Below are 25,975 nucleotides of genomic sequence, written 5' to 3'. Positions count from 1 at the left end.
GCAGAGTACCGTCGAACCCACTGATTCTCTCTGTTTCAAGCCTTTCGACAACTAATTCTGTCGTTTGAATCGACAATTGACACGCTTTTCATCGTGGACGGGTTGTGTTCACGGCCACGACAGTGACAAGATCGAGCCATGCCCGAGCAACCGCCCATCGCACTCGACGACGTCTCCAAGGCGATCATCGAGCAACTCCAGGAGGACGGGCGTCGCTCGTACGCCGCCATCGGCAAAGCCGTCGGACTCTCGGAAGCGGCTGTCCGTCAACGAGTTCAGCGCCTGACGGACTCCGGCGTCATGCAGATCGTCGCGGTGACCGATCCGGTGCAGGTCGGATTCAAGCGGCAGGCCATGATCGGCATCAAGTGCACCGGCGACAGTTACGCACTGTCCGAGGAACTGTCGGCGATCGATGCGATCGACTACGTCGTCCTCACCGCAGGGTCGTTCGACGTCGTCGTGGAAGTGGTGTGCGAGGACGACGAACAACTCCTGCAGATCCTGAACAAGCAGATTCGGAGTCTCGACGGCGTCACCAGCACCGAAACCCTGGTCTATCTCAAACTCGTCAAGCAGCAATACAATTGGGGAACACGATGACACGAACGACAGCCGAGCTCGACGCTTCCGCAGCCAAGCACCTGTGGGGCCACTTCACCCGCCACGGCGCAGGGGTCACTCCCCCGATCATCACCCGCGGGGAAGGGTCGACCATCTGGGATTCCAACGGAAAGAGCTACATCGACGGTCTGTCGGGGCTGTTCGTGGTCCAGGTGGGACACGGCCGTGAAGAACTGGCCGAGGCCGCAGCCAAGCAGGCCAAAGAACTGGCGTTCTTCCCGCTGTGGTCGTACGTCACCGAACCGGCCATCGAACTTGCCGAGCGGCTCGCCGGTTACGCCCCGGGCGACCTGAACCGGGTCTTCTTCACCACCGGTGGCGGCGAGGCCGTCGAGAGCGCATGGAAGTTGGCCAAGCAGTACTTCAAGAAAGTCGGCAAGCCCGGTAAGCACAAGGTGATCTCGCGAGCGATCGCCTACCACGGCACCCCGCAGGGTGCGCTGGCCATCACCGGAATCCCCGCGCTCAAGGAACCGTTCGAGCCGCTGACGCCGGGCGCGTTCCGAGTGCCGAACACCAACATCTACCGTGCCCCCGCTCCCCTGGACACAGATCCGAAAGCATTCGGAATCTGGGCCGCGGACCGGATTGCCGAGGCCATCGAGTTCGAGGGCCCCGATTCGGTGGCCGCGGTGTTCCTCGAGCCGGTTCAGAATGCCGGGGGTTGCTTCCCTCCCCCGCCCGGGTACTTCGAGCGCGTCCGTGAAATCTGCGACCGCTACGACGTACTCCTGGTTTCGGACGAGGTGATCTGTGCGTTCGGCCGGATCGGATCGATGTTCGCGTGCAACGACTTCGGCTACGTACCGGACATCATCACCTGCGCCAAGGGATTGACCTCGGGCTACTCCCCCATCGGCGCAATGATCGCCTCCGACAAGCTCTTCGAGCCGTTCGACGACGGCACGTCGAGCTTCGCGCACGGATACACCTTCGGCGGCCACCCCGTCTCCGCCGCCGTTGCCATGGCCAATCTCGACATCTTCGAGCGCGAGGGCATCAACGCGCACGTCGCAGACAATGCACCGGCGTTCCGTGCCACGCTCGAGAAACTGCACGACCTACCGATCGTCGGCGACGTGCGCGGCGAGGGATTCTTCTACGGCATCGAGTTGGTCAAGGACAAGGCCACGAAGGAAACGTTCAGCGATGCCGAAGCAGAGCGCATCCTTCGCGGCTTCCTGTCCACCGCACTGTTCGACGCCGGGCTGTACTGCCGCGCCGACGACCGCGGCGACCCGGTGGTACAGCTGGCACCACCGCTGATCTGCGGTCAGAAGGAGTTCGACGAGATGGAGCAGATCCTGCGCAGCGTGCTGACGGAGGCAGGCAACCTGATCTGACCGGGCCCGCTACTGCCCGAGCTCCTCACCGGCCGATGCGGTCGATCACCAGGGGCCTCGGCTGCGAGGCCGTGGCCCCTATCTCCCAACTGGATTCGAGTGCCTGCTGCGCATACTCGAAACGCTCGGGGGTGTCGGTGTACAGCGTCGCCAGTCGATCCCCAGCACGTACCCGATCGCCGGGTTTGGCGTGCAGCCGCACACCGGCCGCGCTCTGCACCGGCTCACCCTGTCGCTCGCGGCCCGCGCCCAGTCGCCAGGCCGCGAGCCCGACGCCCATTGCGTCCAACCCGGTGACGACACCGTCGGCAGTGGCGGTGAAGTCCTGGCTTTCACGGGCGACAGGTAGTGCGGCATCGGGATCGCCGCCCTGCGCGGCGATCATCGTTCGCCAGCGATCCATGGCAGAACCGTCGGCGAGCTTGTCGGCCGGGTCGATGCCCTCGATCCCGGCTGCGGTGAGCATCGTGCGCGCCAACGTGATCGTCAGCTCGACGATGTCGGCCGGGCCACCTCCGGCGAGAACCTCGACCGACTCCTCCACCTCGAGCGCGTTGCCTGCGGTGAGCCCGAGCGGGGTGTCCATCGCCGTCAGCACCGCCAGAGTCCGCACGCCCGCATCGGTTCCGAGCTCGACCATCGCGGTCGCGAGCTCGCGTGCGTCGTCGACGTTCTTCATGAACGCGCCGCCGCCCACCTTGACGTCCAACACGAGGGCACCGGTGCCCTCGGCGATCTTCTTGCTCATGATCGAGCTGGCGATCAGCGGGATCGATTCGACCGTTCCCGTCACGTCGCGCAGTGCGTAGAGCTTCTTGTCGGCCGGAGCCAGATCGGCACCGGCAGCGCACACGACAGCACCGATCGCCGGATCGGCCAGGATGCGATGCATCTCCTCACCGCTCAGATCCGCTCGCCATCCGGGGATGGACTCGAGCTTGTCGAGCGTTCCGCCGGTATGTCCGAGTCCTCGACCCGACAGCTGCGGCACTGCCGCCCCGCAGGCGGCGACGAGCGGAGCCAGCGGCAGCGTGATCTTGTCTCCGACACCACCGGTCGAGTGCTTGTCGACGGTGGGCAGCGGCAGCGCCGAGAAGTCCATTCGGGTACCCGACGCGATCATCGCGTTCGTCCACGTACCGAGCTCGCGACGCGACAATCCACGCCACAGAACGGCCATCGCGAGGGCCGACATCTGTTCCGGCGCGACGGATCCGCGGGTGAACTCCGCGATCACCCATTCGATCTGTTCGTCGTCGAGAACGCGCCCGTCTCGCTTGGCGCTGATGATGGATACGGCGTCAGGCATGGTTGTTCACGCGTCCTTCGTCGAGGTTGTCGGGGCCGAAAGCATTCGGGAGCAACTCTGCCAGTCGAGCCGGTCCCGAGACGGTGTCGACGAGCAGATCCGGGCCGCCGAACTCGTACAGCAGCTGTCGGCATCGCCCGCACGGCATCAGAATTTCACGCCTGGAATCGCAGCAGGAAAAGGCCACTAGTCTGCCGCCGCCGGTCGAGTGCAGGTTGGACACCAACCCGCACTCCGCACAGAGCCCCAAACCGTATGAGACATTTTCCACATTGCACCCGGTGACTATCCGATTGTCGTCCACCAGAGCCGCCGCACCGACCGGAAAGTTCGAGTATGGGGCGTAGGCACGGCCCATTGCCTCATGAGCATTGTCGCGCAACGTCTTCCAGTCGATTTCGTTCATGGTGAACCATCCAATCACGGTGTCTGAATTGATGCAGAGATCCGGCCTGAAGAGCGTCCATCAATTGGGAAGGCAAACCTAACACCGCATTTCGGCACCGTACGAACCTCGAGTCGAATTAGTTCCGTGTTTCGAATGGGTTTACAGTTTCCAGTAAGCGGCTAGTACAACCAGCACTAGGGCCGAATCGCGACAAATCGAGCCAGGCAAGACCGGCCACCGGGGCTCGATGCGTCCACCAACGACGTTGGAGGCATTGCACTCGATGAGTAGCACGACGGAAGTCGCTCCGGTCAAGGAGCGCAAGCGGTCTCTGTACCGCGGGGACCCGGGCATGTGGTCCTGGGTTCTCCACCGCATCACAGGCGTTCTGGTCTTTTTCTTTCTGTTCGTCCACGTCCTCGACACGGCGATGGTTCGGGTCAACCCCGAGACGTACGACGCCATCATCGAGACCTACAAGACCCCGCTCGTCGGCCTGATGGAAATCGGCCTCGTCGCCGCGGTGCTGTACCACGCGTTGAACGGCATCCGCGTGATGCTGATCGACTTCTGGTCCAAGGGACCGCAGTACCAGAAGCCGATGCTGTGGGCGATCGCAGTCATCTGGCTCGTCGTCATGATCCCCGGCGCGGGACGAATCTTCTACAACATGTTCACGGCGGGTGGTCACTGATGTCGACGCAGGGTCCCGAGGCCAAGGTCCTCGGCACGAACTACGACCGTCCGGCCAGCTTGGCCAACCCGCGTTCGCCGCGGCGGCAGAGCAAGGGCAACTTCGAGCTCTACGCATGGCTGTTCATGCGCTTCTCCGGCCTGGCACTCGTCGTGCTCGTCCTGGGCCACATGTTCATCATGCTGATGCTCGACGACGGTGTGCACCGCATCAACTTCGCTTTCGTCGCCGGTCGTTGGGCCAGCCCGTTCTGGCAGTTCTGGGACCTGACGATGCTGTGGCTGGCGCAGCTGCACGGCGGCAACGGCCTGCGCACGATCATCGCGGACTACTCCCGCAAGGACTCGACGCGATTCTGGCTGACCACGCTGCTGGTGCTGTCGATGATCCTCATCATGGGCGTCGGCACGTACGTCATCTTCACGTTCGATCCCAACATCACGGCGAGCTAAGGACACTGACGCTTACATGCAGGAACATCGTTACGACGTACTGATCGTCGGCGCAGGCGGTGCCGGTATGCGTGCTGCGATCGAGGCCGGGCCCCGTGCTCGCACAGCCGTACTGACCAAGCTCTACCCCACGCGCTCGCACACCGGCGCAGCTCAGGGTGGCATGTGTGCCGCCCTGGCCAATGTCGAGGAAGACAACTGGGAGTGGCACACGTTCGACACCGTCAAGGGCGGCGACTACCTCGCCGACCAGGACGCGGTGGAGATCATGGCCAAGGAAGCCATCGACGCGGTTCTCGACCTCGAGAAGATGGGCCTTCCCTTCAACCGGACACCCGAGGGCAAGATCGACCAGCGGCGCTTCGGTGGCCACACCCGCGATCACGGCAAAGCTCCCGTGCGTCGTGCGTGCTACGCAGCCGACCGCACCGGCCACATGATCCTGCAGACGCTATACCAGAACTGCGTCAAGCACGACGTCGAGTTCTACAACGAATTCTACGCACTGGACTTGTGTCTGACCGAGACCGACGACGGTCCTGTCGCGACCGGAATCATCGCCTACGAGCTGTCCACCGGTGAGCTGCACATCTTCCACGCGAAGTCGATCATCTTCGCCACCGGAGGCTCGGGCCGGATCTACAAGACCACCTCCAATGCCCACACCCTCACCGGTGACGGCATGAGCATCGTCTTCCGCAAGGGTCTTCCCTTGGAGGACATGGAGTTCCACCAGTTCCACCCGACAGGTCTCGCAGGCCTGGGCATCCTCATCTCCGAGGCCGTGCGCGGTGAGGGCGGCATCCTGCGCAACGAGTCGGGTGAACGCTTCATGGAGCGCTACGCACCGACCATCAAGGACCTCGCGCCCCGCGACATCGTCGCGCGTTCGATGGTGCTCGAGGTGCTCGAAGGACGCGGTGGCGGCCCGAACAAGGACTACGTCTACATCGACGTCACGCACATTCCGGAGGAAGTTCTGGACGAGAAGCTCCCGGACATCATGGAGTTCTCTCGCACGTACCTCGGTGTCGACCCCGTCAAGGAGCCGGTGCCCGTCTACCCGACGTGCCACTACGTCATGGGCGGCATCCCCACGAAGATCCGCGGCGAGGTTCTGCGCAACAACGAGGACATCGTCCCCGGCCTCTACGCGGCCGGCGAATGCGCCTGCGTCTCCGTGCACGGAGCCAACCGTCTCGGCACCAACTCGCTGCTCGACATCAACGTCTTCGGACGTCGTGCCGGCATCGCGGCGGCCGAGTACGCGAACTCGGTCGACTTCACCCCGCTCCCCGAGGAGCCGGCGAAGATGGTGCAGGACTGGCTGGAGCTGATCCTCTCCGACCACGGTCACGAGCGCGCAGCCGACATCCGTACCGAGATGCAGCAGTCGATGGACAACAACGCCTCGGTGTTCCGTACCGAGGAGCGTCTCGAGACGGCACTCAAGGATGTCCGCGCCCTCAAGGAGCGGTACAACAAGATCACCGTCGAGGACAAGGGCAAGCGCTACAACAGCGACCTGCTCGAGGCCATCGAACTCGGCTTCCTGCTCGAAATGGCGGAGGTCACGGTCGTCGGTGCACTCAACCGGAAGGAATCGCGCGGCGGACACGCTCGCGAGGACTACCCCGAGCGCAACGACGCCGAGTACATGAAGCACACCATGGCCTACAAAGAGGGCGAAGGTCTGCTCACCGAGATCCGCTTGGATTACAAGCCGGTAATCCAAACCCGCTACGAGCCGATGGAGCGGAAGTACTGATATGAGCGCACCCACCCTGGACAAGAAGTCCAACGAGTCCGATCTGCCACCCGTCCCCGAGGGCGCGGTGATGGTCAACCTCAAGATCGCGCGCTTCAACCCCGAGAGCGGTGACGGTCAGCGCTGGGACACCTTCCAGGTCCCCACACTGGCCACCGACCGTCTGCTCAACCTGCTGCTGTACGTGAAGGGCTACCTGGACGGCACCCTGACGTTCCGTCGCTCGTGCGCACACGGTGTCTGTGGCAGCGATGCGATGCGGATCAACGGTGTCAACCGTCTCGCCTGCAAGGTGCTCATGCGCGACATGCTCCCCAAGGACTCGTCGAAGACGCTGAACATCACCATCGAGCCCATCAAGGGTCTGCCGGTGGAGAAGGACCTCATCGTCGACATGGAACCCTTCTTCGACGCGTTCCGCGCCGTGAAGCCGTTCCTGATGACGACCGGCAACGAGCCGACCCGCGAGCGGATCCAGTCCGCTGCGGACCGTGCCCGCTTCGACGACACCACCAAGTGCATCCTGTGCGCGTGCTGCACCACCTCGTGCCCCGTGTTCTGGAGCGACGGCAGCTACTTCGGTCCGGCCGCCATCGTCAACGCACACCGGTTCATCTTCGACAGCCGTGACGAGGGCGCAACCGAGCGTCTGGACATCCTCAACGACGTCGAGGGTGTGTGGCGTTGCCGCACCACCTTCAACTGCACCGACGCATGCCCTCGCGGCATCCAGGTGACCAAGGCGATCCAGGAAGTCAAGCGAGCGTTGCTCTTCGCACGCTGACAACTCCCCCGCAATCGAAAGGCCCCTTCGCACACGCGGAGGGGCCTTTCGACGTTCTACGTCAGACGAACGCGCCGAATCCGGTCACTCCGCGTCCGACGATCAGATTGTTGATCTGCGCGGTTCCCTCGTAGGAGTACAGGGCCTCGGCGTCGGCGAAGAATCTGATGACGTCGTGCTCGATCAGAATTCCGTTGCCGCCCAGGATCTCTCGGGCCCAACCCACCGTCTCGCGCAGCCGCGTCGTACAGAACGTCTTCGCGAGCGCCGCATGCTCGTCGTGGTGGACGCCGTTGTCCTGCAACTGAGCGACACGAATCGCCATCCCGAGCGCGGCGGTGATGTTCGCCGTCATGCGGGCGATCAGGTCGGAGATCAGCTGGAACGAGGCGATCGGAGATCCGAACTGTTCGCGTTCGCGCGCATACGCCACGGCCCGCTCGTACGCGCCCATCATCACACCCACGGCCTGAAAGGCCACTCCCCCGCGCGTCAGCCGAAGCACCTTCGCGGTGTCGGCGAACGAGTTGGCCTCGGCGAGCTTGTTGCCCACCGGGACTCGGCAGTTCTCCAGATGGATGTCGGCGTTCTCCACTGCGCGGAGCGAGTACTTGCCCTCGATCTTCTCGGCCCGGAACCCCTCGAATCCTTGCTCCACGACGAAGCCCTTGACCTCGCCGTCGGCCTCGTCCTTGGCGAAAACGATGGTCAGATCGGCGAAGGTGGCATTGCCGATCCACCGCTTGCTGCCGTTGAGGATCCAGTGATCACCGTCGAGGCGGGCGGTGGTCTCCAGCCCGCCCGCGACATCGGAGCCACCGTGCGGTTCGGACAGGCCGAACGCGCCGATCTTCTCCATTCGACGCATGGCAGGCAACCACCGTTCGCGCTGCTCCTCGGAGCCGAGAATCGAGATACTGCTCATCGCCAGCGAACTGTGCACGCTGAACATCGTTCCCGTCGACGGATCGACCCGCGCGAACTCCATTTCGAGCCAGCCGGTGAGCAGCTTGCGCGAGGCCTTGCGATCACCGAATCCGTAACCGAGACCGGCGATTTCGAGTTCGGCGATCTTCGGCATCAGGTGCACCGGAGAGGTGGCCTTCTCCCAGAACTCGTTCGCCCTCGGCGCGACCTCGTCCTGCAGGAACCGACGGGTACGCAGGACCACCTCGATCTCGGAGTCGTCGAGCATGCTCTGATACCCGTAGAAATCGGATTCGAGAAAGTCCGGCGACAGTGGTCCGAGGGGCTCGTGCTCGCTCATGTTCGGCTCCTTCGTCTGGCACCTCCATCGGGCACCGCTATCGGTCTTCTACCCGCCACGCGCGATTCTCACGCATGGGCCCTCGACCGCCGACCGGTCAGCGGCGCAGTTCGTCGGAGAGGGTCTCCAGTTCGTCCCCGCCCGCCATTTCCTTGGTGAGATCGTCGAGTGAGATGTCGTCGTGCGCGCAGTCCAACGTCTGACGTCCGCGATCGAGGAGGACGAAGTGGTCTCCGACCATGTACGCGTGGTGAGGATTGTGGGTGATGAACACGACGCCGAAGCCTTTCTCCCTGGCCGCGGAGATGTATCGGAGAACCATGCCGGACTGTTTGACGCCGAGAGCGGCGGTCGGCTCGTCGAGAATGAGCACTCGCGCACCGAAGAAGATGGCGCGAGCGATCGCCACGCACTGACGTTGGCCGCCGGACAGCGAGCCGATGGGGGCGTCGACGTCGGGCAGATCGATACCCATCTTGCGCAGTTCGTCGATGGTTCTCGCGCGCATGGCATGGGTGTCCAGGGTCTTGAAGATCTTGCCCCTGCGCAGCTCCTGGCCGAGAAAGAAGTTGCGCCACACCGGCATCAGGGAAACGACCGCGAGGTCCTGATAGACCGTCGATATGCCCTGTTCCACGGCCTGTTTCGGCGAGCCGAACGTTGTCGCCTTGCCGTCGACGAGCAGTTCCCCCTCCGACTGGCGATGCAGACCGGACATGATCTTGATCAGAGTCGACTTGCCTGCGCCGTTGTCACCGAGGACGCAGGTGACCTCACCGGCACCGACACGCAGGTCTATCCCATGCAGCGCGATGATGTTGCCGTAGCTCTTACCGACGCCTTTAAGCTCGATCAGGGGCGTGTTCGCGGAAGACGTCATGGTCACCTTTTCGCCGCGTAGTTGCGGAAGGAGCTGTTCGCGACCACTGCGAACAGCAGCATCGCGCCGAGGAAGAACTTGAACCAGTCCGGGTTCCAGCCTGCGTAGACGATGCCCTGATTGGTCATGCCGAAGATGAACGCTCCGATGAACGCACCGACCGCCGTACCGTATCCACCGGTGAGCAGGCAGCCGCCGATGACGGCGGCGATGATGTAGAGGAATTCGTTGCCCACGCCTTGGCCGGACTGCACGGTGTCGAAGGCGAACAGCAGGTGCATGCCGATGAACCAGGCGCAGAAGCCGACGAACATGAACAGGCCGATCTTGACCCTCGTGACCGGGACGCCGACGGCACGCGCCGATTCCTGGTTGCCGCCGACGGCGAAGATCCAGTTGCCGACCCGGGTCTTCATCAGCACCCAGGTAGCGGCGAGCGTGAACACGATCCACCACACGACGGTGATGCGGACCGAGACCCCCAGCAGCGAGAACGAGGACGAGAAGAAGGCCTTGGCCGAGTCGAATCCCTCCATGTCCGAGATGGACGGGGTGGCGACCTGGCCGGTGACGAGTTTTGTGACAGCGAGATTGATGCCGGTGAGCATCAGAAACGACGCCAACGTGATCAGGAACGACGGAATCTTGGTCGTCATCACGAGGTATCCGTTGAGGAAACCGACCGCCAGTGCCAGCACCAGCGCCAATGCAGAGCCCGCCCACACGTTCAGGTGCAGGTTGTAGGCCAGCATGGAGGCCATGATCGACGAGAACGTCACCGCGACTCCGGTGGAGAGGTCGAATTCTCCGCCGATCATCAACAGCGAGACCCCGATCGCCATGATGCCGATGGTCGAGGATGCGTAGAGCACGGTCGCGAGAGCCTCGGGTGATCGAAACGGTGGTGCCACGATGCAGAAGAAGACGAAGATGGCGACCGCACCGAACAGGGCACCGATCTCCGGGCGAATCAGCAACCGCTGCAACGGTTTCTGCTTCTTGATCCGCTCATCGGTGATCACGGTGTGTTCGGACAGAGCCGGATCGGCCTGTGTGGACATGCTCTTCCTTCCGCGCCGAAGCGACGCACTCAGCGTGTGCCGTTGCGGGCGTACTCGGCGACCGCGTCGATGTTGGTCGAGTCGATGAACGCGGGCCCGGTCAGCACCGGGGTTCCGCCGCCGATCGTGTTGCCGTTGTTGAGGTAGAGCCACAGCGAGTCGACGGCCAGGTAACCCTGCAGGTAGGGCTGCTGATCGATGGCCCACGCCACGTCGCCCGACTCGATCGCGTCGACGAGTGCGGCGTTCGTGTCGAACGTGACGATCGTGGCGTCGCTGCCCGCGTTGTTCTTGGACTGCACCGCAGTCAGCGCGATCGGAGCGGCGAGGGCTATGACGTGGTCGATGGTCGGATCCTGCTGCAGCTTGGCGGTGATGGTCGACTCGACGGACGGCATGTCCTTGCTGTTGACGTTCAGGATCTCGGTGGTGCCTCCGAAGCCCTGCGTCACGCCGGCACAGCGAGCCTCGAGGGCCACCGCCCCCTGCTCCTGGATGATGCACAGAGTCTTGCGGGCGCCGTCATCGGTGAGCCGCGCACCCGCGGCCTCGCCGGCGATGGTCTCGTCCTGGCCGAAGTACTGCTGGACTCCCATGTCCTTCCAGGACTCGTAACCGGAATTGAACGCGACGACCGGTATCCCCGCGGCGGTCGCTACTTCGACGGCGGGGGCCATCGCGTCGGGTTTGGCCAACGTGACCGCGATACCGTCGACCTTCGAGTCGATCGCACTCTGGACGAGGTTGGCCTGGTTGGGCGCTTCGGGATCTGCGGAGTAGCGCAGTTCGATGTTGTCCTTGGCCGCGGCGGCCTCGGCACCCTTTCGAACCAGATCCCAGAACGTGTCGCCGGGAACCTCGTGCGTGATCATCGCGATCGTCGCCGACGGAGTGTCGGCAACTCCCGCGTTGCTTCCGTCGTCGGACGATCGAGGAGCACCACCGGTGCTCGAACAGGCAGCGACCGTCAGTGCCGCGACCGCACAGATCGCGCCGACCGCGATCGGTCCGCGCCTTTGCCGAACCCTCATTGCATTTCCTCTCGAACAACCGACAAGCATTCGGAGCAGCACGGGACCTCGGACGACATGAGAGAACTCTCATCTCCGATTCACGTAGCCACAATCCGCCGTCGTCAGACTCGACCGTGTGCGAACCATCATCGTCTCGGCCCTGGGTCTGCTCACGCTCGGCGTGCTCGTCGTGGCATTGCTGACGACTCGATCGACGGGCGAGCAGACCCCGTTGCCCGCACCCATAGTCGCACCCGCCGCACCCGTGCAATCCGCCCCGGGTACTCCGCAACTCGTTCCCGGTGCACCACAGCCGGGCGAGCCCGCGCCCAGCACCGCGCCGACCGCCGCGCCACAGCCGGTGGCACCGGACGGATTCGTGCCCCCGCCGCCGCTGCCGCCTGCCGACTGGGACGATGACTTCGACGACGACTGGGATGACGATGACGACGACTGATCCTGCTGCAAGACCGACCACGTGATGCGGACGCGACTGCTTGCCCTACGCCCGACCAGCGCCAGGAGCCGCATCTTCTCGTGGGTCCTGCTGCTGGTGTTGGCGTCTCTGGCGGCCGTCACCGTCACCACCTGGCTGCTCATGATCCGCGCCACCGACAATCGCATGCGTGAATCGCTGCGCACCGAGATCGCCGAGTTCACCACCCTCACCGACGCAGGCGTCGATCCCGGCACCGGCGCACCGTTCGACGACATCAACGACGTGCTCCGCGTGGTGATCACCTACAACCTCGCCCGCCCCAACGAGAAGTTCCTGGGCTACGTGGACGGCGCTTTCGCCGTGCAGAGCAGGCAGCAGGCACCGGTGCGACTGTCCGACGACAGCGGCTTCACCGCCGAAGTCGGGACCGTCACCGCGCCCGTCGAGGGTTCGTATTCGAGCGCCGCAGGTGAAGTGGTGTACCTCGCCGTGCCGGTCTCGCTGGCGGGCGACCCGGTGCCCGGGGTCGTGGTCGCCGCGTACTTCGCCGACCAGGAACGCGCCTCCGCCGACGAGACCGCGACCTTGATGCTCGTCGTCGGCGGCGTCACCTCGGTGCTGGCGGCAGTAGGGGCGTGGTTGGTCGCGGGCCGCATCATGTCGCCGATCAGACACATCACCGCAACCGCCAGAACGATCACCGAGACCGACCTTTCCGGCCGAATCACCGACGCCAGAACAACGGGTCGAGGCGACGACATCGGAGCCCTGATCGACACACTGAACTCGATGCTCGATCGGATCGAGTCCGGCGCGGCCAGTCAACGCCGATTTCTCGACGACGCAGGCCACGAACTCCGCACTCCCATCACCATCGTCCGCGGCCATCTCGACGTGCTCGACCACGACGACCCCGTCGACGTGCGCGATACCGTCGCGCTCGTCGACGACGAACTCGATCGGATGAACCGGCTCGTCGCGGACCTGTTGCTGCTCACCCGAGCCGATCAGACGAGCTTCGTCAACCCCGTCGTCACCGATGTCGACGCGCTCACCCGAAGCGTGTTCGACAAGGTGACCACCCTCGCCGACCGGGAATGGGTGCTCGAGGCCAGCGCGACCGTCCACGCGCCGCTCGACGCTCAACGGCTGACCCAGGCGCTGCTGGCGTTGGCGGACAACGCAACCCACCACACGATGCCCGGCAGTCGTGTCGGCATCGGATCCCAACTGTCCGACGGTGACATCCGGTTCTGGGTCACCGACTCGGGCCCTGGAATCGCGCGCGACGAGCAGGAACGAATCTTCGAGCGCTTCGCCCGCGGTCGCAACGGAACCAGACGCACCGAGGGCGCAGGGCTCGGGTTGTCCATCGTCACCGCAATCGCACAGGCCCACCGCGGACGGGTGAGTGTCGGCAGCGCACCGGGGCACGGTGCCACGTTCACCATCACGATCCCACTGACCGATTCCGTTCCCTCGCAGAAAGATCGACCATGGCCCGCATCCTGATCGCCGAAGACGAACCCCGCATCGCCTCGTTCGTCCAGAAGGGGCTCCGAGCGAGCGGCTTCAGCACGACCACCGTCTCCGACGGTAGATCCGCTTACGAACACGCCCGCAGCGGTGACTTCGATCTGGTGGTACTCGACATCGGTCTGCCGAACATGGACGGCTTCGAGGTACTGCAGCGACTGCGCGGAGAGCAATGCGAGATACCGGTGATCGTGTTGACTGCCCGCGACAGCGTCCACGACGTGGTGTCCGGTCTCGAGACCGGTGCCGACGACTACATGGCCAAACCGTTCCGGTTCGAGGAACTGCTGGCGCGCATCCGAGTTCGCCTGGGCACCAAGAGAACCGTCGACACCACCCAGCTCACCGTCGCGGACCTCACCCTGGACCTGCGTACTCGACGAGCTGTGGCGGGAGACCGCACTGTCGACCTGTCGGCCCGTGAGTTCGCCCTCGCCGAGACCTTCATGCGCCACCCGGGCCAGGTCCTCTCGCGAGAGCAACTCCTGTCGCAGGTGTGGGGCTACGACTTCGACCCGGGCTCCAACGTCGTCGACGTCTACGTCCGCTACCTCCGGGCGAAATTCGGTGCCACACGAATCGAGACCGTCCGCGGAATGGGGTACCGACTGTCCGAGACATGAATGGCGTCGGCCGGCGCCGACGCCACTGCTCGAGTCTCAGTCGTCCCGGTCGTTGTCGTCGTCCTGATCGTCGTTGTCGTCCTGATCGTCGTTGTCGTCCTGATCGTCGTTGTCGTCGTCCAGGTCGTCGTCGTCGCTGCGATCGTCCAGATCGTCCCAGTCGTCGTCGTAACGGTCGTCGTTGCGATCGTCCCAGTCGTCGCCGTAACGGTCGTCCGAGATCCGGGTCGATGCGGACTGCTGGGGCGCTGCCGGCGGGGTCGAGGCCGAATCTGCCTCCGACAGAGGCTGTTCCACCGAGATCGACGACGGCCGCTGCTGGGTGGGGCCGTCGTCGGCGATCGCGAGTACGCCGACGCTTCCGAGGGTGACGACAACGGCTGCTGCACCGACGATCATGAACTTTGCCGGCATTCTCATGACTGCTCCTTCGATCCGAGTTCTGTGGACCACCGTTTCGGTGATGACTCAACGATCGCTGTCGAACGTGAGAACCGAAGGAAGACAACATGAGCGAGTTCTCATTCTGGTGGCGGGCGCGTGCCGCTGCGCGAGGGGCTGCATTCGGCCGTCGCCGGTGACGATGTCGGGACAAGGATCGGAGCGGTCGTTCGAGCGACGCTCGCCGGTGGGTCGCCACGTCGACCGACCCCCGAGCGCCTATGGTGATTCGCGATGAAAAGGATTCGAGTGTGCGTGGCCGCGTCGGCAGTGTCGATGATTCTCGTCGGCTTCGGCTGTGGACCGGCTCTGGCACAACCTGCCGCCGAGCCACCGGTGGTGACGACGACACCGCCGTTCACGACGCCCGACACCGACAGCTGCCCCTTCGCCGCGTCACCGCCCCCGGCGATCGACCTGTCCGAGGTACCGGCCCCTGGAAGCACTGCCCCGCAACCACTCCCGATTCCCGCGGAGGCCGTCGGCGGGGATCGGCTCGCCGAGTGTGGAGCGGTACTGCCGGACGGGGCTCCCCCGTTGCCTGCGGACATCTCGGCCACCGGATTCGTGGTGGCCGACATGGACTCGGGCTCCGTTCTGGTCGCCAAGGATCCGCACGGGCGGCATCGGCCGGCGAGCACGATCAAGGTGCTGCTCGCACTCGTTGCGCTCGACGAACTGAACCTGAATACCCAGATCACCGCGACCGCGGAGGACGCCGATGCAGAGGGCAGTGCCGTCGGCATCGGCGAGAACGGTGTGTACACCAATCTCCAATTGATGCAGGGACTGGTGATGGCATCGGGAAACGATGCAGCGCATGCGTTGTCCAGGCAGCTGGGCGGTGACTCCGCCACCGTGGACAAGATGAATGCCAAGGCCGCGGAACTGGGGGCGCTCGATACGCGCACCGCCACGCCGTCGGGTCTCGACGGTCCCGGCATGGCGAGCTCTGCCTACGATCTGGCGTTGATCTACCGCGCGGCCATGCGTAATCCGACTTTCGCACAACTGATTTCGACCGAGACGGTTCAGTTTCCCGGCTACCCGAAGGATCCCACGATCCCGGACGACCAGGACCGGCCCGGGTTCACCCTCTCCAACGACAATCAGTTGCTCTACAACTACGAGGGCGCACTCGGCGGCAAGACCGGGTACACCGACGATGCGCGCCAGACGTTCGTCGCAGGAGCAGAGCGGGGCGGTCGACGCCTCGTCGTGACGATCATGAAGGGAGACGTGCTGCCGATCCGGCCGTGGGAGCAAGCGGCCCGCCTGTTGGACTACGGTTTCGCTCTCGATTCGAGCCGCGGCGTCGGCGAGCTCGTGGAGCCGCAATCGACGTCTCCGGTGACGAGCACCCGCGCGCCCGAGGCCACGCCGACTCTTGCCCAGCCACCCGCATCGGCGTCGGGCTCGAGCTCCCGCCAGTCCGAGATGCAGGCCCAAGGCGACACCGTCGTTCGCATCGCGATCGGTGTCCTCGGGTCGATCGTGGTGATCGGGCTGTTGTGGGGCGCTCGGCGTCTTTCGCGCAACCGCTGATCAGCGACGCCGGTTGCGCAGTCCTGCGAAACCGAGAGCTGCGAGGGCACCGGCACCCACCAGAGCCAGACCGCCCGTGACGCCCGGCCCATCACTGACCTCGACCCTCGTGTTGATCACCGCCGGCTCCGGGGCCGGAACGTGGGCTTCGGCCAAGCTTTCTCGAGTCGTCGCGGCGAACGACGTGGAGAACAACACGAGACGCGACGTCGTGAACACGAACACCAGCAGACCGATGATCGGTCCGAAGACCACGCCCGCAGGACCGCTCGTCACCGAAGCCAGGTAGAGGGCACCGAGCTGCTTGAAGATCTCGAATCCGACGGCAGCGAGCAGCGCACCTTTGGCTGCGCTGCGCCACGACACCGGCTCGCGCGGAAGCCTCGAGATCACCCAGGTGAACAACGCCCAGGTACCCGCCAGCGCAAGTAGAACGGAGAACACGCGCAGTGCGACGCCCACTCCTGGAACGGAATCGAGATTGGCCCACTCGAGAATGCTGCGCATCAGGTCACCACCGGCCAGTGCCGACAACGCCAGCGACAGCACGAGCGCGGTTCCCAGCCCGAGCAGCGCGGCGAAGTCCTTGGCCTTGGTGGCCAGAAATCCGCCCTGCTCGTGCTGGCTCTCCCACATCGCGGTCAGCGCCTCGCGCAAGTTGGCGATCCAACCGAGACCCGCATACAACGCACCGAGCAGACCGATGATGCCGACGCTCGTCCGAGACTCGATGGCAGTCTGGATCAGCGAATTGATCGTCTCGCCGAAGCTGCCCGGCACGTTCTCGGCAATCTGCGACTGGATCTCGGCAAGCCACTCGGGCTGATTCACCAGCACGAACCCAGCGATCGCGAAGGCGACCATCAGCAAGGGGAACAAGGCCAGCACGCTGAAATACGTCATCCCGGCCGCGTAGTAATCGCCCTTCTGGCCCTGATACCGCTGCGCAGCAACAACAGTGTGATCGAGCCACGGCCACCGGTTGCGCCGGTCGTCGAGGATCGCCTTGAAATCTGGCATGGCACTCGCCTTCTCGCTGTTGTCGGCTGCTGTCGGATCGTGTCGCCGCGGTGCTGCGTCTCGAAGTACTGTTTGCCGGAATTCAGCACGACGAAACTCGGTGTGCCGTAGATGCTATGCACCCGGAGGCAGGAAACCCACCCTGTCGTAGACCTGAGCGAGCGTTCGACTCGCCACTTCCCTGGCTCGATCCGCACCGGACGCGAGGATGCGGTCGAGTTCGGCCACATCCGCCATGAACCCGTCCATCCGCTCCCGCAGCGGAACGACGAACTCGGTCAGAACGTCGGCGGTGTCGGATTTGAGGTCGCCGTAGCCCTTGCCCGCGTACCCGGCAACGAGATCGTCGATACTCACGCCCGACAGCGCGGACTGAATCACCAGTAGGTTGCTGACGCCCGCTTTGTTCTCCGGATCGAACACGATGTCGCGTTCGTTGTCCGTCACTGCCGATCGAATCTTCTTGGCCGACACCTTCGGATCGTCGAGAATGTTGACGATGCCCGCCGGATTCGACGAGGACTTGCTCATTTTCGCGGTGGGATCCTGTAGGTCGAAGATCTTCGCGGTGCCCTTGATGATGTGCGCATCGGGCACGACGAACGTCTTCTTGAACCGCGTGTTGAAACGCTGCGCCAGATCGCGAGTCAGCTCCAGGTGTTGCCGCTGATCCTCGCCCACGGGCACCAGATTCGGCCGATAGAGAAGAATGTCCGCGGCCTGCAGAATCGGGTAGGTGAACAGCCCGACACTGGTGTGATCGCGACCCTGCTTGGCAGACTTGTCCTTGAACTGCGTCATCCTCGCTGCTTCGCCGAATCCGGTGATGCAGTTCAGAACCCACGCCAGCTGCGCATGCTCGGGCACCTGACTCTGCACGAACAGCGTCGACTTCTCCGGATCGATCCCTACCGCGAGCAACTGCGCCGCGGCCACCCGGGTGCGGCGGCGAAGCTCCTTGGGATCCTGCGGAACGGTGATCGCATGCAGGTCCGGAATGAAATAGAACGCGTCGAACTCGTCCTGCAACTCCACCCAGTTCCGCACCGCGCCCAGGTAGTTACCGAGATGGAACGAATCCGCAGTCGGTTGGATGCCGGAGAGTACCCGCCTACGCGGACCTTGCGGAGTGTCGATGGAGTCGGAAGAAGACATACCGCAATCTTTTCACGACCCCATCGACGCCAACTCCCTGCCTAGCGGTAGCGCACTGTCACCGGAGCATGATCGGACCATCGCTGGTCGTACGCCTCGGCCCGCTCGGTGATCGCTTCCTTGGCGCGCTCGGCCAGATCGCTCGTGGCCAACTGATAGTCGATCCGCCACCCGGCGTCGTTGTCGAAGGCCTTGCCGCGGTAGGACCACCAGCTGTACGGACCTTCGACGCCCGGGTGCAGCGCACGTACGACGTCGGTCCACGGTGCCTTCTCGGCGAGCAACCGCGCCACCCACTCGCGTTCCTCGGGCAGGAAGCCGGAGTTCTTGCGGTTGGTCTTCCACGCCTTGAGATCGGCCTCGGTGTGGGCGATGTTCCAATCGCCGCACACCACCACGTCCCGATCGTCGGACTTCGCGGCCTTGGCCGTCTTGGCCAGATACTTAGCGAACGCCGCCATGAAGCGTTCCTTCTCGTCCTGACGTTCGGTACCCACCTCGCCCGAGGGCAGATACAGGCTCGCCACGGTGACATCGCCGAAGTCACCTTCGATGTAGCGACCCACATCGGCGAATTCGGCGGCACCGATGCCGGTGCGAATCGCGTCGGGAGCCGCCTTCGACAGCAAGGCCACCCCGTTGCGGCCCTTCGCGGACGGCTCGGCCGAGGCCAGGTGCCAGCCCGCATCGAGGGCCGGGGCCAACGCCTTGGTCAGTTCCCCGTCGTTGGCGCGGGTTTCCTGCAGGCAGATGACGTCGGCATCGGTGGTCTCGAGCCATGGCAGCATGCCCTTGCGAACAGCTGCGCGAATTCCGTTGACGTTGACAGTGGAAACAGTGATCGGCACGCCGACGACGGTAGCGGAGCCCACCGACAGTCGGCAGGTCGCCTTCTGCCGGCGGCACCTCCGGCGAGGTTGCTAAGGACGCCTCGGCTTGGCCCCGGGCTTGGGGGCGGTGACCGCCGATGTCACCTCCGGCGAGGTAGTCGGTTCTCGATCGATGCGTCGGTAGACGAGGTGCTGCTGGGCGTAGGTCCAGATGTTGTTGCTCACCCAGTACAGCAACACCGCGATAGGAAGTACCGGCCCACCGACGAGCACGCCTGCCGGGAACACCCAGAGCACGAGCTTGTTCATGATCGCGGTCTGCGGGTTTGCCAGCGCCGCTGCGTCCTGCCGAGCGACAGACGCCCGCGAGTTCAGATGCGTGGCCACCGCAGCGACGATCATCAGCGGGACCGCGACGAGCGCGATGCTCAACACCGACGGCACTCCCCCGAACGGGCCGAATGCCTCCAGAACCTCGCGCGAGCTGTTCATAGCAGCAGAGATCGGCGCACCGAACAGTCGCGCGTCGAGAAAGGACTGCACATCGGCAGCGCTGAAGACGTAGTTCGCGGTGTTCGCATTCTCCTGCGCCGTCATGCCGAGATGACCGAATCCTGTTCCGGTTCGGTTGAACGAGCGCAGCACGTGCAGCAGGCCGATGAAAACCGGGCCCTGCGCCAGCAGGGGCAGGCACCCCATCAAGGGGTTGAAACCGTGTTCCTGCTGCAATTTCCGCATCTCGGTTGCCTGTCGAGCACGGTCCCCGGAGTATTTCTTCTGTACGGCCTTGATCTGCGGTTGGAGCCTTTTCATGGCTAGCTGCGAACGAATCTGACTGACGAACGGCTTGATCAGCAGCGCGCGCAGCGTGAAAACCAGGAATATCACCGCCAAGGCCCAGGCGAAGCCGTTGTCGGGGCCGAGCACAGCCCCGAAGACTCTGTGCCAGAACCACAGCACCGCGGAGACGGGATAGTAGACGACATCGAGCATGGTGGAGAACCTCACTGTGAGAGAAGTCGGTCGGTTGGCGTCTCGACCGGATCTCGCAGTGGCTCAGGAGAACTGGAGCCACCGGTCCGGTCCGTGGACCGGACCGGGTGCTCTGGGCATGGGGCGACCGGGCGCATCGGGTTGCTGTTGCCTGCGGAACGATCCACGAAGCCGCCGACCGTCCGCGCCTGCGGCGCACGACGACAGCGGTGCGATCACGGCGAGGTCGCACGGCGCACCGAGGACGACCAGGGACGCCGCGACCAACGCACCGAACATCGCTATCTGTGCGGCGGGTTGTGCGTCGACGACAGCGAAGACGACGAGCAGGACGGCAAGGACGCCGACCAGTGTCCCGGCGTAACGTCGCATCGCCAGGTGGAGGGTTCGAGAATCGAGCATCTTCGGTTCCTTGGGACAGCCTCGCGGACAACGGATTGCGAAGGCGTGGGGGAACTGTCGAGCTACAGTGCCCCCACCAGTGCACCGGGTGCTCGTGGCTGTGGGCGGCCCGGAGCATCCGGGCGATGCTGACGCCGGAACGAGCCTCGAAGATGGCGTTCCTCTGCGGCGGGGCCGACGTTCGGCAGCAGGCGCAGCAGTGCCGGAACATCGACACGGTGTGCGAGCAGCATCAGCGTTGCCAGCGCCGCGACGAGGATCAGGGCCACGTCTGCGGTTGCGGTCGGCATCGTCAGGTACAGCGTCACGAGTAGCAGCGAGGTGACGACCATGCGCTGGTATCTCATCCCGCACCTCCCTGGTATGCCACCGAACCCGAGTCGTTGCTCAGGGTACAGATACCGCAGGGTCCGTGCACAGGTGCCAGGTATCCCCGACGAACACCGGACCTCGGGCTTGCACGCAGGGACGCACGTAGACGGGCAGTCGCTCGAGCTCCGCGTCGGCGTCGGACGACAACCCACCGACGTAGGACGTATCGATGCGTCCGGTCTGCTCGAAGCGATCGACGTTGTGCCGTGCGATGTACGCGTCGGGGTTCAACGCCGCCAGAGTGAGCACGGTCAGAACCGCACCGACGCCCACGGCTCTCGGTAGCCAGCGCCCCGACATCCGCGCGCCCGAGATCAGAAGCAGTACGAACACCGAGCCCAGCCACCACTCGACGGCCGTGACGAACAACCTGAGGGTGGTGTAGCCGTACTGCTGCTCGTACAGGGACATTCGATGCAGCGCCGACGCAACGATCACCAACGACAGCAGGCACAGCGCTCCGAGCAACGCCCGCAATGCAATTCGATCTCCTCGGCGGTTTCGCGGGGCCTTCGCGACCGTCACCGCAATGACGAACAGTGTCAGTACCGTCACTGCCAGCAATTGCCAGAAGCCCTGCCGGGCGTACTCGGCATTGGTCAGTCCCTCCGTGGTCGCCACATGCCCCTGCCCGCCGAACAGCGTCGGAACCTGGAACCCGACGAACACGACGAACAACGCCACCACCGCCCCGAGCGGAATCATCCACTCCCACAACTGCACCGATCGACGCGGCGACGGAGCAAGGCGATCGAATCGAGGCGGATGCAGCGCGACGTAGCAGACCGCGAGCGCACCTGCTGCAGTGAGCACGAAGACGAGAATGCGTCCGAAGATGGACGCGGCATCGAACTCGGGCGTCACCGCGCCCAGCGCATCCGAGAAGCGCTTGTCGGCTGCACCGAACAACGCTGCGAACACGACGACGAGTGCGATCGTGACAGCGGCGACCATGCCGGCCCGCACCGGCCGCGGCCCCTCCAGGTCGATCGAACCGGCTCCGCGTCGGATCCACCGAGCAACTCGCACCGGCAGCAACACCGGCAGGAGACCGCCGAGTGCAATTCCCGTCCACGTCCAGGCGCGGGAGAGCACCACCACTGCGACCACGATGGCCAGCGTCGTCGACATCGTCACGATCCACTCGGCCGCGCGCAGTGCAGACACGCTCGCCAAGGCCAGCGCTCCTGCCACGCCGGCCCATTCCCACCGCGAGAGCCTGCCGCGGCGGGCTGCGAGCAGGACGACGACGAAGGCCACGGCAGTGACCGGCACACCGAACGTGTTGTCCACCAACGTCGCTGCACCGACCAGTCCGGCGAGAGCCGACCCGAGGAGTGCCGCGCGCGGGGGCTGCGAATACCGCAGCACCGGCCAAGTGCGCGGCCCCCAGACAGAGCGCCCGTGCTTCGATCTCGGCTGAATCGGAATGTCGATCGTGCTCATAACACTTCCTTCTTGTGTGTTTCGGGCATGGAAGGTCGGCGGCTGCAGTCCGGAGACGAGCAGTCGCGGTTCGGGTGGATCGGGAAAGTCAGTGCTCGGGGATGGCCACTCTGATGTGGCAGCCGAATTCGGTGTCGAGAACTTCGATGGTTCCGCCGTGCAGCTCGGTGGCCCAGCGGGCGATGCCGAGGCCGAGACCTGTTCCGCCGTCGGTGGATCCGCCGCGGGTGAATCGGTCGAACACCGCATGACGATCGGCGAGGGCGATGCCCGGCCCCTGGTCTACGACGTCGAATGCATAGGCTCCGCCGATTCGGTGAGCCCGCAGCGTCACAGTGCTCGAATGGGGGGAATGCCGCACGGCGTTGTCGACGAGGTTGGTGATCACCTGTGTCATGCGAGATCGGTCGGCCACTACGGTCGAATCTCCGGGCGAGACGACGATCGATACTCGTTCTCGGTGAACGGATGTCGCATCCTCGAGGAACTGCTGCACCGCGAACTCCTCCGGGGCAATGGTGAGCACACCGCCCTCCACCCGAGACAGGTCGAGCAGTTCGCTGACCAGATCTCCGAGTCGTTCGGTTTGGCGCAGCGCCACCGACAGCGTTGCGGGATTCGCGTCGGTCACCCCGTCGACCATGTTCTCGAGCACGGCACGCAGCGCAGCGATGGGCGTCTTCAACTCGTGCGAGACGTTGCCGATCAGTTCGCGGCGGTACTTCTCGGCAGCTTCCAGATCACTCGCCATGGTGTTGAACGCCGTGGCGAGCTCACCCACCTCGTCCCTCGACGTGGCTCGCACTCGTGTCGAATAGTCCCCTCGCGCCATCGCTTTGGCGGCCGAGGTCATCTCGCGCAGCGGCGACGTCATCCCGTGGGCGACGAACTGTGTCACGGCCAAGGACACGACGAGAGCTGCGAGGAGGGTGTAGCGAAATTGCCAGCCCGCCCCGATCCAGAAGACGACGCTCGCGAGCACCAGCACGATACCGACGACGAGCGAAACCTTGAGCTTGAACGACCGCAACGGATCCAACGGACGCGGCAGCATGCGCGTCATCGCGGCGACTCCACGGCATAGCCGACGCCGTGCACGGTGCGGATGAGATCGCCACCGAGTTTGCGACGCAACGCTTTCACGTGAGAATCGACCGTCCTGCTGCTGGCCGAATCGTCCCAGCCCCAGAGCTCCGACAGTAGAGTCTCCCGCGAGACCGCAGTACGCGGCCGAGCCGCCAGATAGGCGAGGATGTCGAATTCCGTTCTGGTCAAGTGGATGTCACCGGAGGAAGTGGTCACCCGCCGTTCCCGGTGATCGATCTGCACGTCACCGACTCGAACCGCCTGCGGTTCGGCTGCCACCGTTCGCTCGGCACGCCGAACCAGGGCGTGCACGCGAGCGACCAACTCGCGCATACTGAACGGCTTACCCAGGTAGTCGTCCGCGCCGACGCCCAAGCCGACGAGCATGTCCGTCTCGTCGGACTTGGCCGTCAACATCAACACCGGGACCGGGCGGGACGCCTGGATACGGCGGCACACCTCGAGCCCGTCGAACCCGGGCAGCATCAGATCGAGCACCACCACGTCGGGATCGATCCTGGCGCACGCGTCGACGGCAGCCGGCCCGTCGGCGGCAGTGACGACCTCGTACCCTTCGCCGCGCAGCCGAGCGGCAACGGCGTCGGAGATCGTGGGCTCGTCGTCGACGACGAGAACTGTGCGGCTCATGAGAATTGACCCTAGAGGGCGCACGTGGAGGAGCCCGTCGGGAAATGTGGAGGTTCGGTGAAGGTTGAGCCAGGCGCGTTTCACATCGCACTCGGTGGAACGCCGGTAACGATCACCGGCTGATCCTGGGCGCTCCTACGCGGCGGAACGCTTGTCCATCCACATGGCGGTGGCCAGTACACCGAGACCGGCCACCGCCAGGCCCGAGCCGACGGCGGCGGGTGCCGTGTACCCGAATCCTGCGGCGATCACGGCACCACCGACTGCCGCTCCGATGGCGTTGGCCAGGTTGAACGCGGCATGGTTGAGCGATGCGGCGAGCGTCTGAGCGTCCTCGGCCACGTCCATCAACCTCGTCTGCAGACCAGGGACCACAGAAGAGCCGGACGCGCCGATGAGGAACACCAGCAGGAGTGCGGTGATCGGATTGTGTGCGGCCACGACGAACACCGCAAGAGTTACCGCAGTAGCGGCCAGACCGACGAAGGTGCCCTTGAGCTGGTACCTGTCGGCGAGCCAGCCGCCGGCGTAGTTTCCGACGACCATTCCGAGTCCGTAGATCATCAGGGCGACCGGAACGAGTGCGCGGGCGAGACCGGCGACGTCGGTCAGAGTCGACGCGATGTAGGTGTAGACCGCGAACATGCCGCCGAATCCGACGATGCCCACGAACAGGGTCATCCACACCTGGCTGCGGCGCAGTGCGCCCAGCTCGGTGATGGGGCTGGTGGTCGGCATCGCATCGAGTCGTGGCATCCAGAGGACGAGCGCGGCGACGGTGAGGGCACCGATGACAGCCACGAGCGTGAATGCACTGCGCCATCCCAACGCCTGCCCGATCCAGGTCGCCACCGGGACGCCGACGACGTTCGCGACGGAGAGTCCCATCATCACCATCGCGACGGCCTTGGCTCGCTTGCCGGGTTCGGCGAGGTGAGCAGCCACCAGGGCCGCGACACCGAAGTACGCACCGTGCGGCAGGCCGGCGACGAAGCGCGAGGCGACGAGTTCGTTGAAGCTGGGCGCGAACACCGTGCCGAGGTTGCCGAGGGTGAAGGCCACCATCAGCGCCAGTAGCAACATCCGCCGGGGAACGCGAGCAGCCAGGGCTGCGATGGTCGGCGCACCGACCACGACGCCGAGCGCATACGCGGAGATCATGTGGCCGGCCGAGGGCTCGGAGATCCCCATCGTCGTGGCGATGTCCGGCAACAGACCCATCGACGCGAACTCCGTGGTGCCGATTCCGAAGCCGCCGATGGACAGTGCCAGCATCGCGAGCTTGCGGCGGGTGGAGTGCGGTCGGTGACTGACACTCAGGCCACTCGACACCTTGCCGCGCACAGCGCTGACTCGGGCAAGAGCGGAATCGGTGACAGTCACAGCAGTACAACCTTCGTGTGCAAATCGGGGGCAGAGGAAGCGGCCGGAATTCGAGCCTGCGGTCGGGGACCCACCGGGCCCGACCCAGAAGGCAACGTCGCTCCCGTCAATTGTCTTCCCGACGGCAGATTGTTTCGCGTGGATGCACCGTGATTGTCCTCACCCGAACATCTGCTCGAGCTCGACCCGATCGGATGCCGTGCCCTCGTTCCGGTGGGGTGCCGTTACCCGCTACGATGTTCGCCAGGTCATGAGTGCCAGCATCGAGCCCCGGCTTGCTGGCCGGCAACCCTCCAACCGCGGTGGGGTGCCCCGGGTGAACGACCAGGCCGATACGGCACGCGAGTGCCGTTTCGACAAGCGCGGGTCCGCAGGAAGCGGACCCACTGAACCTTCGGTCCCCAGGGGCCGAAGCCTGTCAGGAGGTTCTTCCATGTGTTGCTGTACCGATACGCCCCGTAGCGCTCGACTTC

Annotated in this window: 27 protein-coding genes and 1 riboswitch; of the genes, 10 read left to right on the top strand and 17 right to left on the bottom strand. The window is 64.6% G+C overall.

Going from position 1 to position 25,975, the window contains the following annotated elements; genetic code table 11:
* The first annotated feature begins 138 nt into the window (after positions 1-138).
* Both AB0362_RS12815 and AB0362_RS12810 read left to right on the top strand, forming a co-directional pair.
* On the top strand, positions 139-603 hold the full coding sequence (locus tag AB0362_RS12815; protein ID WP_032376836.1) for an Lrp/AsnC family transcriptional regulator: 465 nt from the start codon (positions 139-141) through the stop codon (positions 601-603).
* A complete protein-coding gene (locus tag AB0362_RS12810) occupies positions 600-1,967 on the top strand; it encodes an aspartate aminotransferase family protein (RefSeq protein WP_068051664.1) in 1,368 nt (455 codons plus the stop codon). The genes AB0362_RS12815 and AB0362_RS12810 overlap by 4 nt, the downstream gene beginning before the upstream one ends.
* A gap of 25 nt (positions 1,968-1,992) precedes the next feature.
* On the opposite strand, the gene AB0362_RS12805 is transcribed toward AB0362_RS12810, so the two are convergent.
* Positions 1,993-3,276: a thymidine phosphorylase gene (locus tag AB0362_RS12805; protein ID WP_269593453.1), complete on the bottom strand. Its 1,284-nt coding sequence runs from the start codon at positions 3,274-3,276 to the stop codon at positions 1,993-1,995.
* Entirely contained in the window at positions 3,269-3,682 is a 414-nt protein-coding gene (locus AB0362_RS12800; protein ID WP_037188964.1) for a cytidine deaminase, read from the bottom strand. Before AB0362_RS12800 ends, AB0362_RS12805 begins: the two co-directional genes overlap by 8 nt.
* A gap of 265 nt (positions 3,683-3,947) precedes the next feature.
* Here AB0362_RS12800 and sdhC point away from each other — a divergent pair, with 265 nt between their 5' ends.
* Genes sdhC through AB0362_RS12780 form a run of 4 tightly spaced genes read left to right on the top strand, consistent with a single transcriptional unit; the run spans position 3,948 to position 7,362 of the window.
* Complete coding sequence (gene sdhC / locus AB0362_RS12795; RefSeq protein WP_082898767.1) at positions 3,948-4,358, top strand: succinate dehydrogenase, cytochrome b556 subunit; 411 nt, start codon at positions 3,948-3,950, stop codon at positions 4,356-4,358.
* Positions 4,358-4,810, top strand: a complete 453-nt coding sequence (locus AB0362_RS12790) for a succinate dehydrogenase hydrophobic membrane anchor subunit (RefSeq protein ID WP_032397462.1) — start codon at positions 4,358-4,360, stop codon at positions 4,808-4,810. Before sdhC ends, AB0362_RS12790 begins: the two co-directional genes overlap by 1 nt.
* A 16-nt stretch (positions 4,811-4,826) precedes the next feature.
* On the top strand, positions 4,827-6,578 hold the full coding sequence (gene sdhA, locus AB0362_RS12785; RefSeq protein ID WP_032397463.1) for a succinate dehydrogenase flavoprotein subunit: 1,752 nt from the start codon (positions 4,827-4,829) through the stop codon (positions 6,576-6,578).
* Position 6,579: 1 nt separating this feature from the next.
* Positions 6,580-7,362 carry a succinate dehydrogenase iron-sulfur subunit gene (locus AB0362_RS12780; RefSeq protein WP_008718029.1) on the top strand — a complete coding sequence of 261 codons (783 nt, stop codon included), beginning with the start codon at positions 6,580-6,582 and terminating at the stop codon, positions 7,360-7,362.
* A gap of 61 nt (positions 7,363-7,423) precedes the next feature.
* On the opposite strand, the gene AB0362_RS12775 is transcribed toward AB0362_RS12780, so the two are convergent.
* The 4 genes from AB0362_RS12775 to AB0362_RS12760 form a co-directional block, all read right to left on the bottom strand.
* Positions 7,424-8,629, bottom strand: a complete 1,206-nt coding sequence (locus AB0362_RS12775) for an acyl-CoA dehydrogenase family protein (RefSeq protein ID WP_269593451.1) — start codon at positions 8,627-8,629, stop codon at positions 7,424-7,426.
* A gap of 97 nt (positions 8,630-8,726) precedes the next feature.
* Positions 8,727-9,509, bottom strand: a complete 783-nt coding sequence (locus AB0362_RS12770; RefSeq protein WP_269593450.1) for an ATP-binding cassette domain-containing protein — start codon at positions 9,507-9,509, stop codon at positions 8,727-8,729.
* 2 nt (positions 9,510-9,511) lie between these two features.
* Positions 9,512-10,570, bottom strand: a complete 1,059-nt coding sequence (locus tag AB0362_RS12765) for an ABC transporter permease (RefSeq protein ID WP_317808749.1) — start codon at positions 10,568-10,570, stop codon at positions 9,512-9,514.
* A gap of 29 nt (positions 10,571-10,599) precedes the next feature.
* The gene (locus AB0362_RS12760) at positions 10,600-11,601 is read right to left on the bottom strand and encodes a substrate-binding domain-containing protein (protein ID WP_300523973.1); all 1,002 of its coding nucleotides are present in this window, start codon (positions 11,599-11,601) and stop codon (positions 10,600-10,602) included.
* 118 nt (positions 11,602-11,719) lie between these two features.
* On the opposite strand from AB0362_RS12760, the gene AB0362_RS12755 reads away from it, so the two are divergent.
* Genes AB0362_RS12755 through AB0362_RS12745 form a run of 3 tightly spaced genes read left to right on the top strand, consistent with a single transcriptional unit; the run spans position 11,720 to position 14,181 of the window.
* On the top strand, positions 11,720-12,040 hold the full coding sequence (locus AB0362_RS12755; protein ID WP_317808747.1) for a hypothetical protein: 321 nt from the start codon (positions 11,720-11,722) through the stop codon (positions 12,038-12,040).
* Positions 12,041-12,064: 24 nt separating this feature from the next.
* Positions 12,065-13,534, top strand: a complete 1,470-nt coding sequence (locus AB0362_RS12750) for a HAMP domain-containing sensor histidine kinase (protein ID WP_317532278.1) — start codon at positions 12,065-12,067, stop codon at positions 13,532-13,534.
* Positions 13,519-14,181, top strand: a complete 663-nt coding sequence (locus AB0362_RS12745; RefSeq protein ID WP_068051697.1) for a response regulator transcription factor — start codon at positions 13,519-13,521, stop codon at positions 14,179-14,181. The genes AB0362_RS12750 and AB0362_RS12745 overlap by 16 nt, the downstream gene beginning before the upstream one ends.
* 36 nt (positions 14,182-14,217) lie before the next feature.
* Here the strand turns inward: AB0362_RS12745 and AB0362_RS12740 are convergent, their stop codons facing one another.
* Positions 14,218-14,601 carry a hypothetical protein gene (locus tag AB0362_RS12740; RefSeq protein ID WP_317532277.1) on the bottom strand — a complete coding sequence of 128 codons (384 nt, stop codon included), beginning with the start codon at positions 14,599-14,601 and terminating at the stop codon, positions 14,218-14,220.
* 297 nt (positions 14,602-14,898) lie between these two features.
* On the opposite strand from AB0362_RS12740, the gene AB0362_RS12735 reads away from it, so the two are divergent.
* On the top strand, positions 14,899-16,167 hold the full coding sequence (locus AB0362_RS12735; RefSeq protein ID WP_317532473.1) for a D-alanyl-D-alanine carboxypeptidase family protein: 1,269 nt from the start codon (positions 14,899-14,901) through the stop codon (positions 16,165-16,167).
* Here the strand turns inward: AB0362_RS12735 and yhjD are convergent, their stop codons facing one another.
* From yhjD to AB0362_RS12685, 10 genes are all read right to left on the bottom strand, one after another.
* On the bottom strand, positions 16,168-17,187 hold the full coding sequence (gene yhjD / locus AB0362_RS12730) for an inner membrane protein YhjD (protein WP_283347099.1): 1,020 nt from the start codon (positions 17,185-17,187) through the stop codon (positions 16,168-16,170).
* A 114-nt stretch (positions 17,188-17,301) separates the two neighbouring features.
* Positions 17,302-18,342, bottom strand: coding sequence for a tryptophan--tRNA ligase (gene trpS / locus AB0362_RS12725; RefSeq protein WP_283347100.1), 1,041 nt, complete (start codon positions 18,340-18,342; stop codon positions 17,302-17,304).
* A gap of 41 nt (positions 18,343-18,383) precedes the next feature.
* The gene (locus AB0362_RS12720; RefSeq protein WP_283347101.1) at positions 18,384-19,190 is read right to left on the bottom strand and encodes an exodeoxyribonuclease III; all 807 of its coding nucleotides are present in this window, start codon (positions 19,188-19,190) and stop codon (positions 18,384-18,386) included.
* A gap of 72 nt (positions 19,191-19,262) precedes the next feature.
* A complete protein-coding gene (gene yidC / locus AB0362_RS12715) occupies positions 19,263-20,165 on the bottom strand; it encodes a membrane protein insertase YidC (RefSeq protein ID WP_317532276.1) in 903 nt (300 codons plus the stop codon).
* Positions 20,166-20,228: 63 nt separating this feature from the next.
* A complete protein-coding gene (locus AB0362_RS12710; protein WP_317532275.1) occupies positions 20,229-20,567 on the bottom strand; it encodes a DUF6412 domain-containing protein in 339 nt (112 codons plus the stop codon).
* Positions 20,568-20,629: 62 nt separating this feature from the next.
* A complete protein-coding gene (locus tag AB0362_RS12705) occupies positions 20,630-20,914 on the bottom strand; it encodes a DUF6412 domain-containing protein (protein WP_068051721.1) in 285 nt (94 codons plus the stop codon).
* Between the two features lie 40 nt (positions 20,915-20,954).
* Complete coding sequence (locus tag AB0362_RS12700) at positions 20,955-22,385, bottom strand: DUF4173 domain-containing protein (RefSeq protein ID WP_317532274.1); 1,431 nt, start codon at positions 22,383-22,385, stop codon at positions 20,955-20,957.
* An 88-nt stretch (positions 22,386-22,473) separates the two neighbouring features.
* On the bottom strand, positions 22,474-23,448 hold the full coding sequence (locus AB0362_RS12695) for a HAMP domain-containing sensor histidine kinase (RefSeq protein WP_283347106.1): 975 nt from the start codon (positions 23,446-23,448) through the stop codon (positions 22,474-22,476).
* Entirely contained in the window at positions 23,445-24,119 is a 675-nt protein-coding gene (locus AB0362_RS12690) for a response regulator transcription factor (RefSeq protein WP_283347107.1), read from the bottom strand. Before AB0362_RS12690 ends, AB0362_RS12695 begins: the two co-directional genes overlap by 4 nt.
* A 135-nt stretch (positions 24,120-24,254) precedes the next feature.
* Entirely contained in the window at positions 24,255-25,394 is a 1,140-nt protein-coding gene (locus AB0362_RS12685) for an MFS transporter (protein WP_068051784.1), read from the bottom strand.
* 354 nt (positions 25,395-25,748) lie between these two features.
* Positions 25,749-25,871: riboswitch (SAM riboswitch) on the top strand.
* The last annotated feature ends 104 nt before the right edge of the window (positions 25,872-25,975 follow it).

Source organism: Rhodococcus sp. NPDC079359, assembly GCF_040702585.1.
Taxonomy (GTDB): domain Bacteria; phylum Actinomycetota; class Actinomycetes; order Mycobacteriales; family Mycobacteriaceae; genus Rhodococcoides.
The sequence above is the reverse complement of the archived record's forward strand: the minus strand, read 5'-3'. Positions and strand labels throughout refer to the sequence as shown.

What these genes read in the sequence shown, in the direction of transcription:
- AB0362_RS12740 (WP_317532277.1), bottom strand. Translation starts at nt 14,601, where the DNA reads ATGAGAATGCCGGCAAAGTTCATGATCGTCGGTGCAGCAGCCGTTGTC.
- AB0362_RS12810 (WP_068051664.1), top strand. Translation starts at nt 600, where the DNA reads ATGACACGAACGACAGCCGAGCTCGACGCTTCCGCAGCCAAGCACCTG.
- AB0362_RS12790 (WP_032397462.1), top strand. Translation starts at nt 4,358, where the DNA reads ATGTCGACGCAGGGTCCCGAGGCCAAGGTCCTCGGCACGAACTACGAC.
- AB0362_RS12695 (WP_283347106.1), bottom strand. Translation starts at nt 23,448, where the DNA reads ATGACGCGCATGCTGCCGCGTCCGTTGGATCCGTTGCGGTCGTTCAAG.
- AB0362_RS12815 (WP_032376836.1), top strand. Translation starts at nt 139, where the DNA reads ATGCCCGAGCAACCGCCCATCGCACTCGACGACGTCTCCAAGGCGATC.
- AB0362_RS12705 (WP_068051721.1), bottom strand. Translation starts at nt 20,914, where the DNA reads ATGAGATACCAGCGCATGGTCGTCACCTCGCTGCTACTCGTGACGCTG.
- AB0362_RS12765 (WP_317808749.1), bottom strand. Translation starts at nt 10,570, where the DNA reads ATGTCCACACAGGCCGATCCGGCTCTGTCCGAACACACCGTGATCACC.
- sdhA (WP_032397463.1), top strand. Translation starts at nt 4,827, where the DNA reads ATGCAGGAACATCGTTACGACGTACTGATCGTCGGCGCAGGCGGTGCC.
- AB0362_RS12805 (WP_269593453.1), bottom strand. Translation starts at nt 3,276, where the DNA reads ATGCCTGACGCCGTATCCATCATCAGCGCCAAGCGAGACGGGCGCGTT.
- AB0362_RS12690 (WP_283347107.1), bottom strand. Translation starts at nt 24,119, where the DNA reads ATGAGCCGCACAGTTCTCGTCGTCGACGACGAGCCCACGATCTCCGAC.
- AB0362_RS12760 (WP_300523973.1), bottom strand. Translation starts at nt 11,601, where the DNA reads ATGAGGGTTCGGCAAAGGCGCGGACCGATCGCGGTCGGCGCGATCTGT.
- AB0362_RS12775 (WP_269593451.1), bottom strand. Translation starts at nt 8,629, where the DNA reads ATGAGCGAGCACGAGCCCCTCGGACCACTGTCGCCGGACTTTCTCGAA.
- AB0362_RS12780 (WP_008718029.1), top strand. Translation starts at nt 6,580, where the DNA reads ATGAGCGCACCCACCCTGGACAAGAAGTCCAACGAGTCCGATCTGCCA.
- AB0362_RS12770 (WP_269593450.1), bottom strand. Translation starts at nt 9,509, where the DNA reads ATGACGTCTTCCGCGAACACGCCCCTGATCGAGCTTAAAGGCGTCGGT.
- AB0362_RS12745 (WP_068051697.1), top strand. Translation starts at nt 13,519, where the DNA reads ATGGCCCGCATCCTGATCGCCGAAGACGAACCCCGCATCGCCTCGTTC.
- AB0362_RS12710 (WP_317532275.1), bottom strand. Translation starts at nt 20,567, where the DNA reads ATGCTCGATTCTCGAACCCTCCACCTGGCGATGCGACGTTACGCCGGG.
- sdhC (WP_082898767.1), top strand. Translation starts at nt 3,948, where the DNA reads ATGAGTAGCACGACGGAAGTCGCTCCGGTCAAGGAGCGCAAGCGGTCT.
- trpS (WP_283347100.1), bottom strand. Translation starts at nt 18,342, where the DNA reads ATGTCTTCTTCCGACTCCATCGACACTCCGCAAGGTCCGCGTAGGCGG.
- AB0362_RS12750 (WP_317532278.1), top strand. Translation starts at nt 12,065, where the DNA reads ATGCGGACGCGACTGCTTGCCCTACGCCCGACCAGCGCCAGGAGCCGC.
- yidC (WP_317532276.1), bottom strand. Translation starts at nt 20,165, where the DNA reads ATGCTCGATGTCGTCTACTATCCCGTCTCCGCGGTGCTGTGGTTCTGG.
- AB0362_RS12735 (WP_317532473.1), top strand. Translation starts at nt 14,899, where the DNA reads ATGATTCTCGTCGGCTTCGGCTGTGGACCGGCTCTGGCACAACCTGCC.
- AB0362_RS12800 (WP_037188964.1), bottom strand. Translation starts at nt 3,682, where the DNA reads ATGAACGAAATCGACTGGAAGACGTTGCGCGACAATGCTCATGAGGCA.
- yhjD (WP_283347099.1), bottom strand. Translation starts at nt 17,187, where the DNA reads ATGCCAGATTTCAAGGCGATCCTCGACGACCGGCGCAACCGGTGGCCG.
- AB0362_RS12700 (WP_317532274.1), bottom strand. Translation starts at nt 22,385, where the DNA reads ATGAGCACGATCGACATTCCGATTCAGCCGAGATCGAAGCACGGGCGC.
- AB0362_RS12685 (WP_068051784.1), bottom strand. Translation starts at nt 25,394, where the DNA reads ATGCTGGCACTGTCCATCGGCGGCTTCGGAATCGGCACCACGGAGTTC.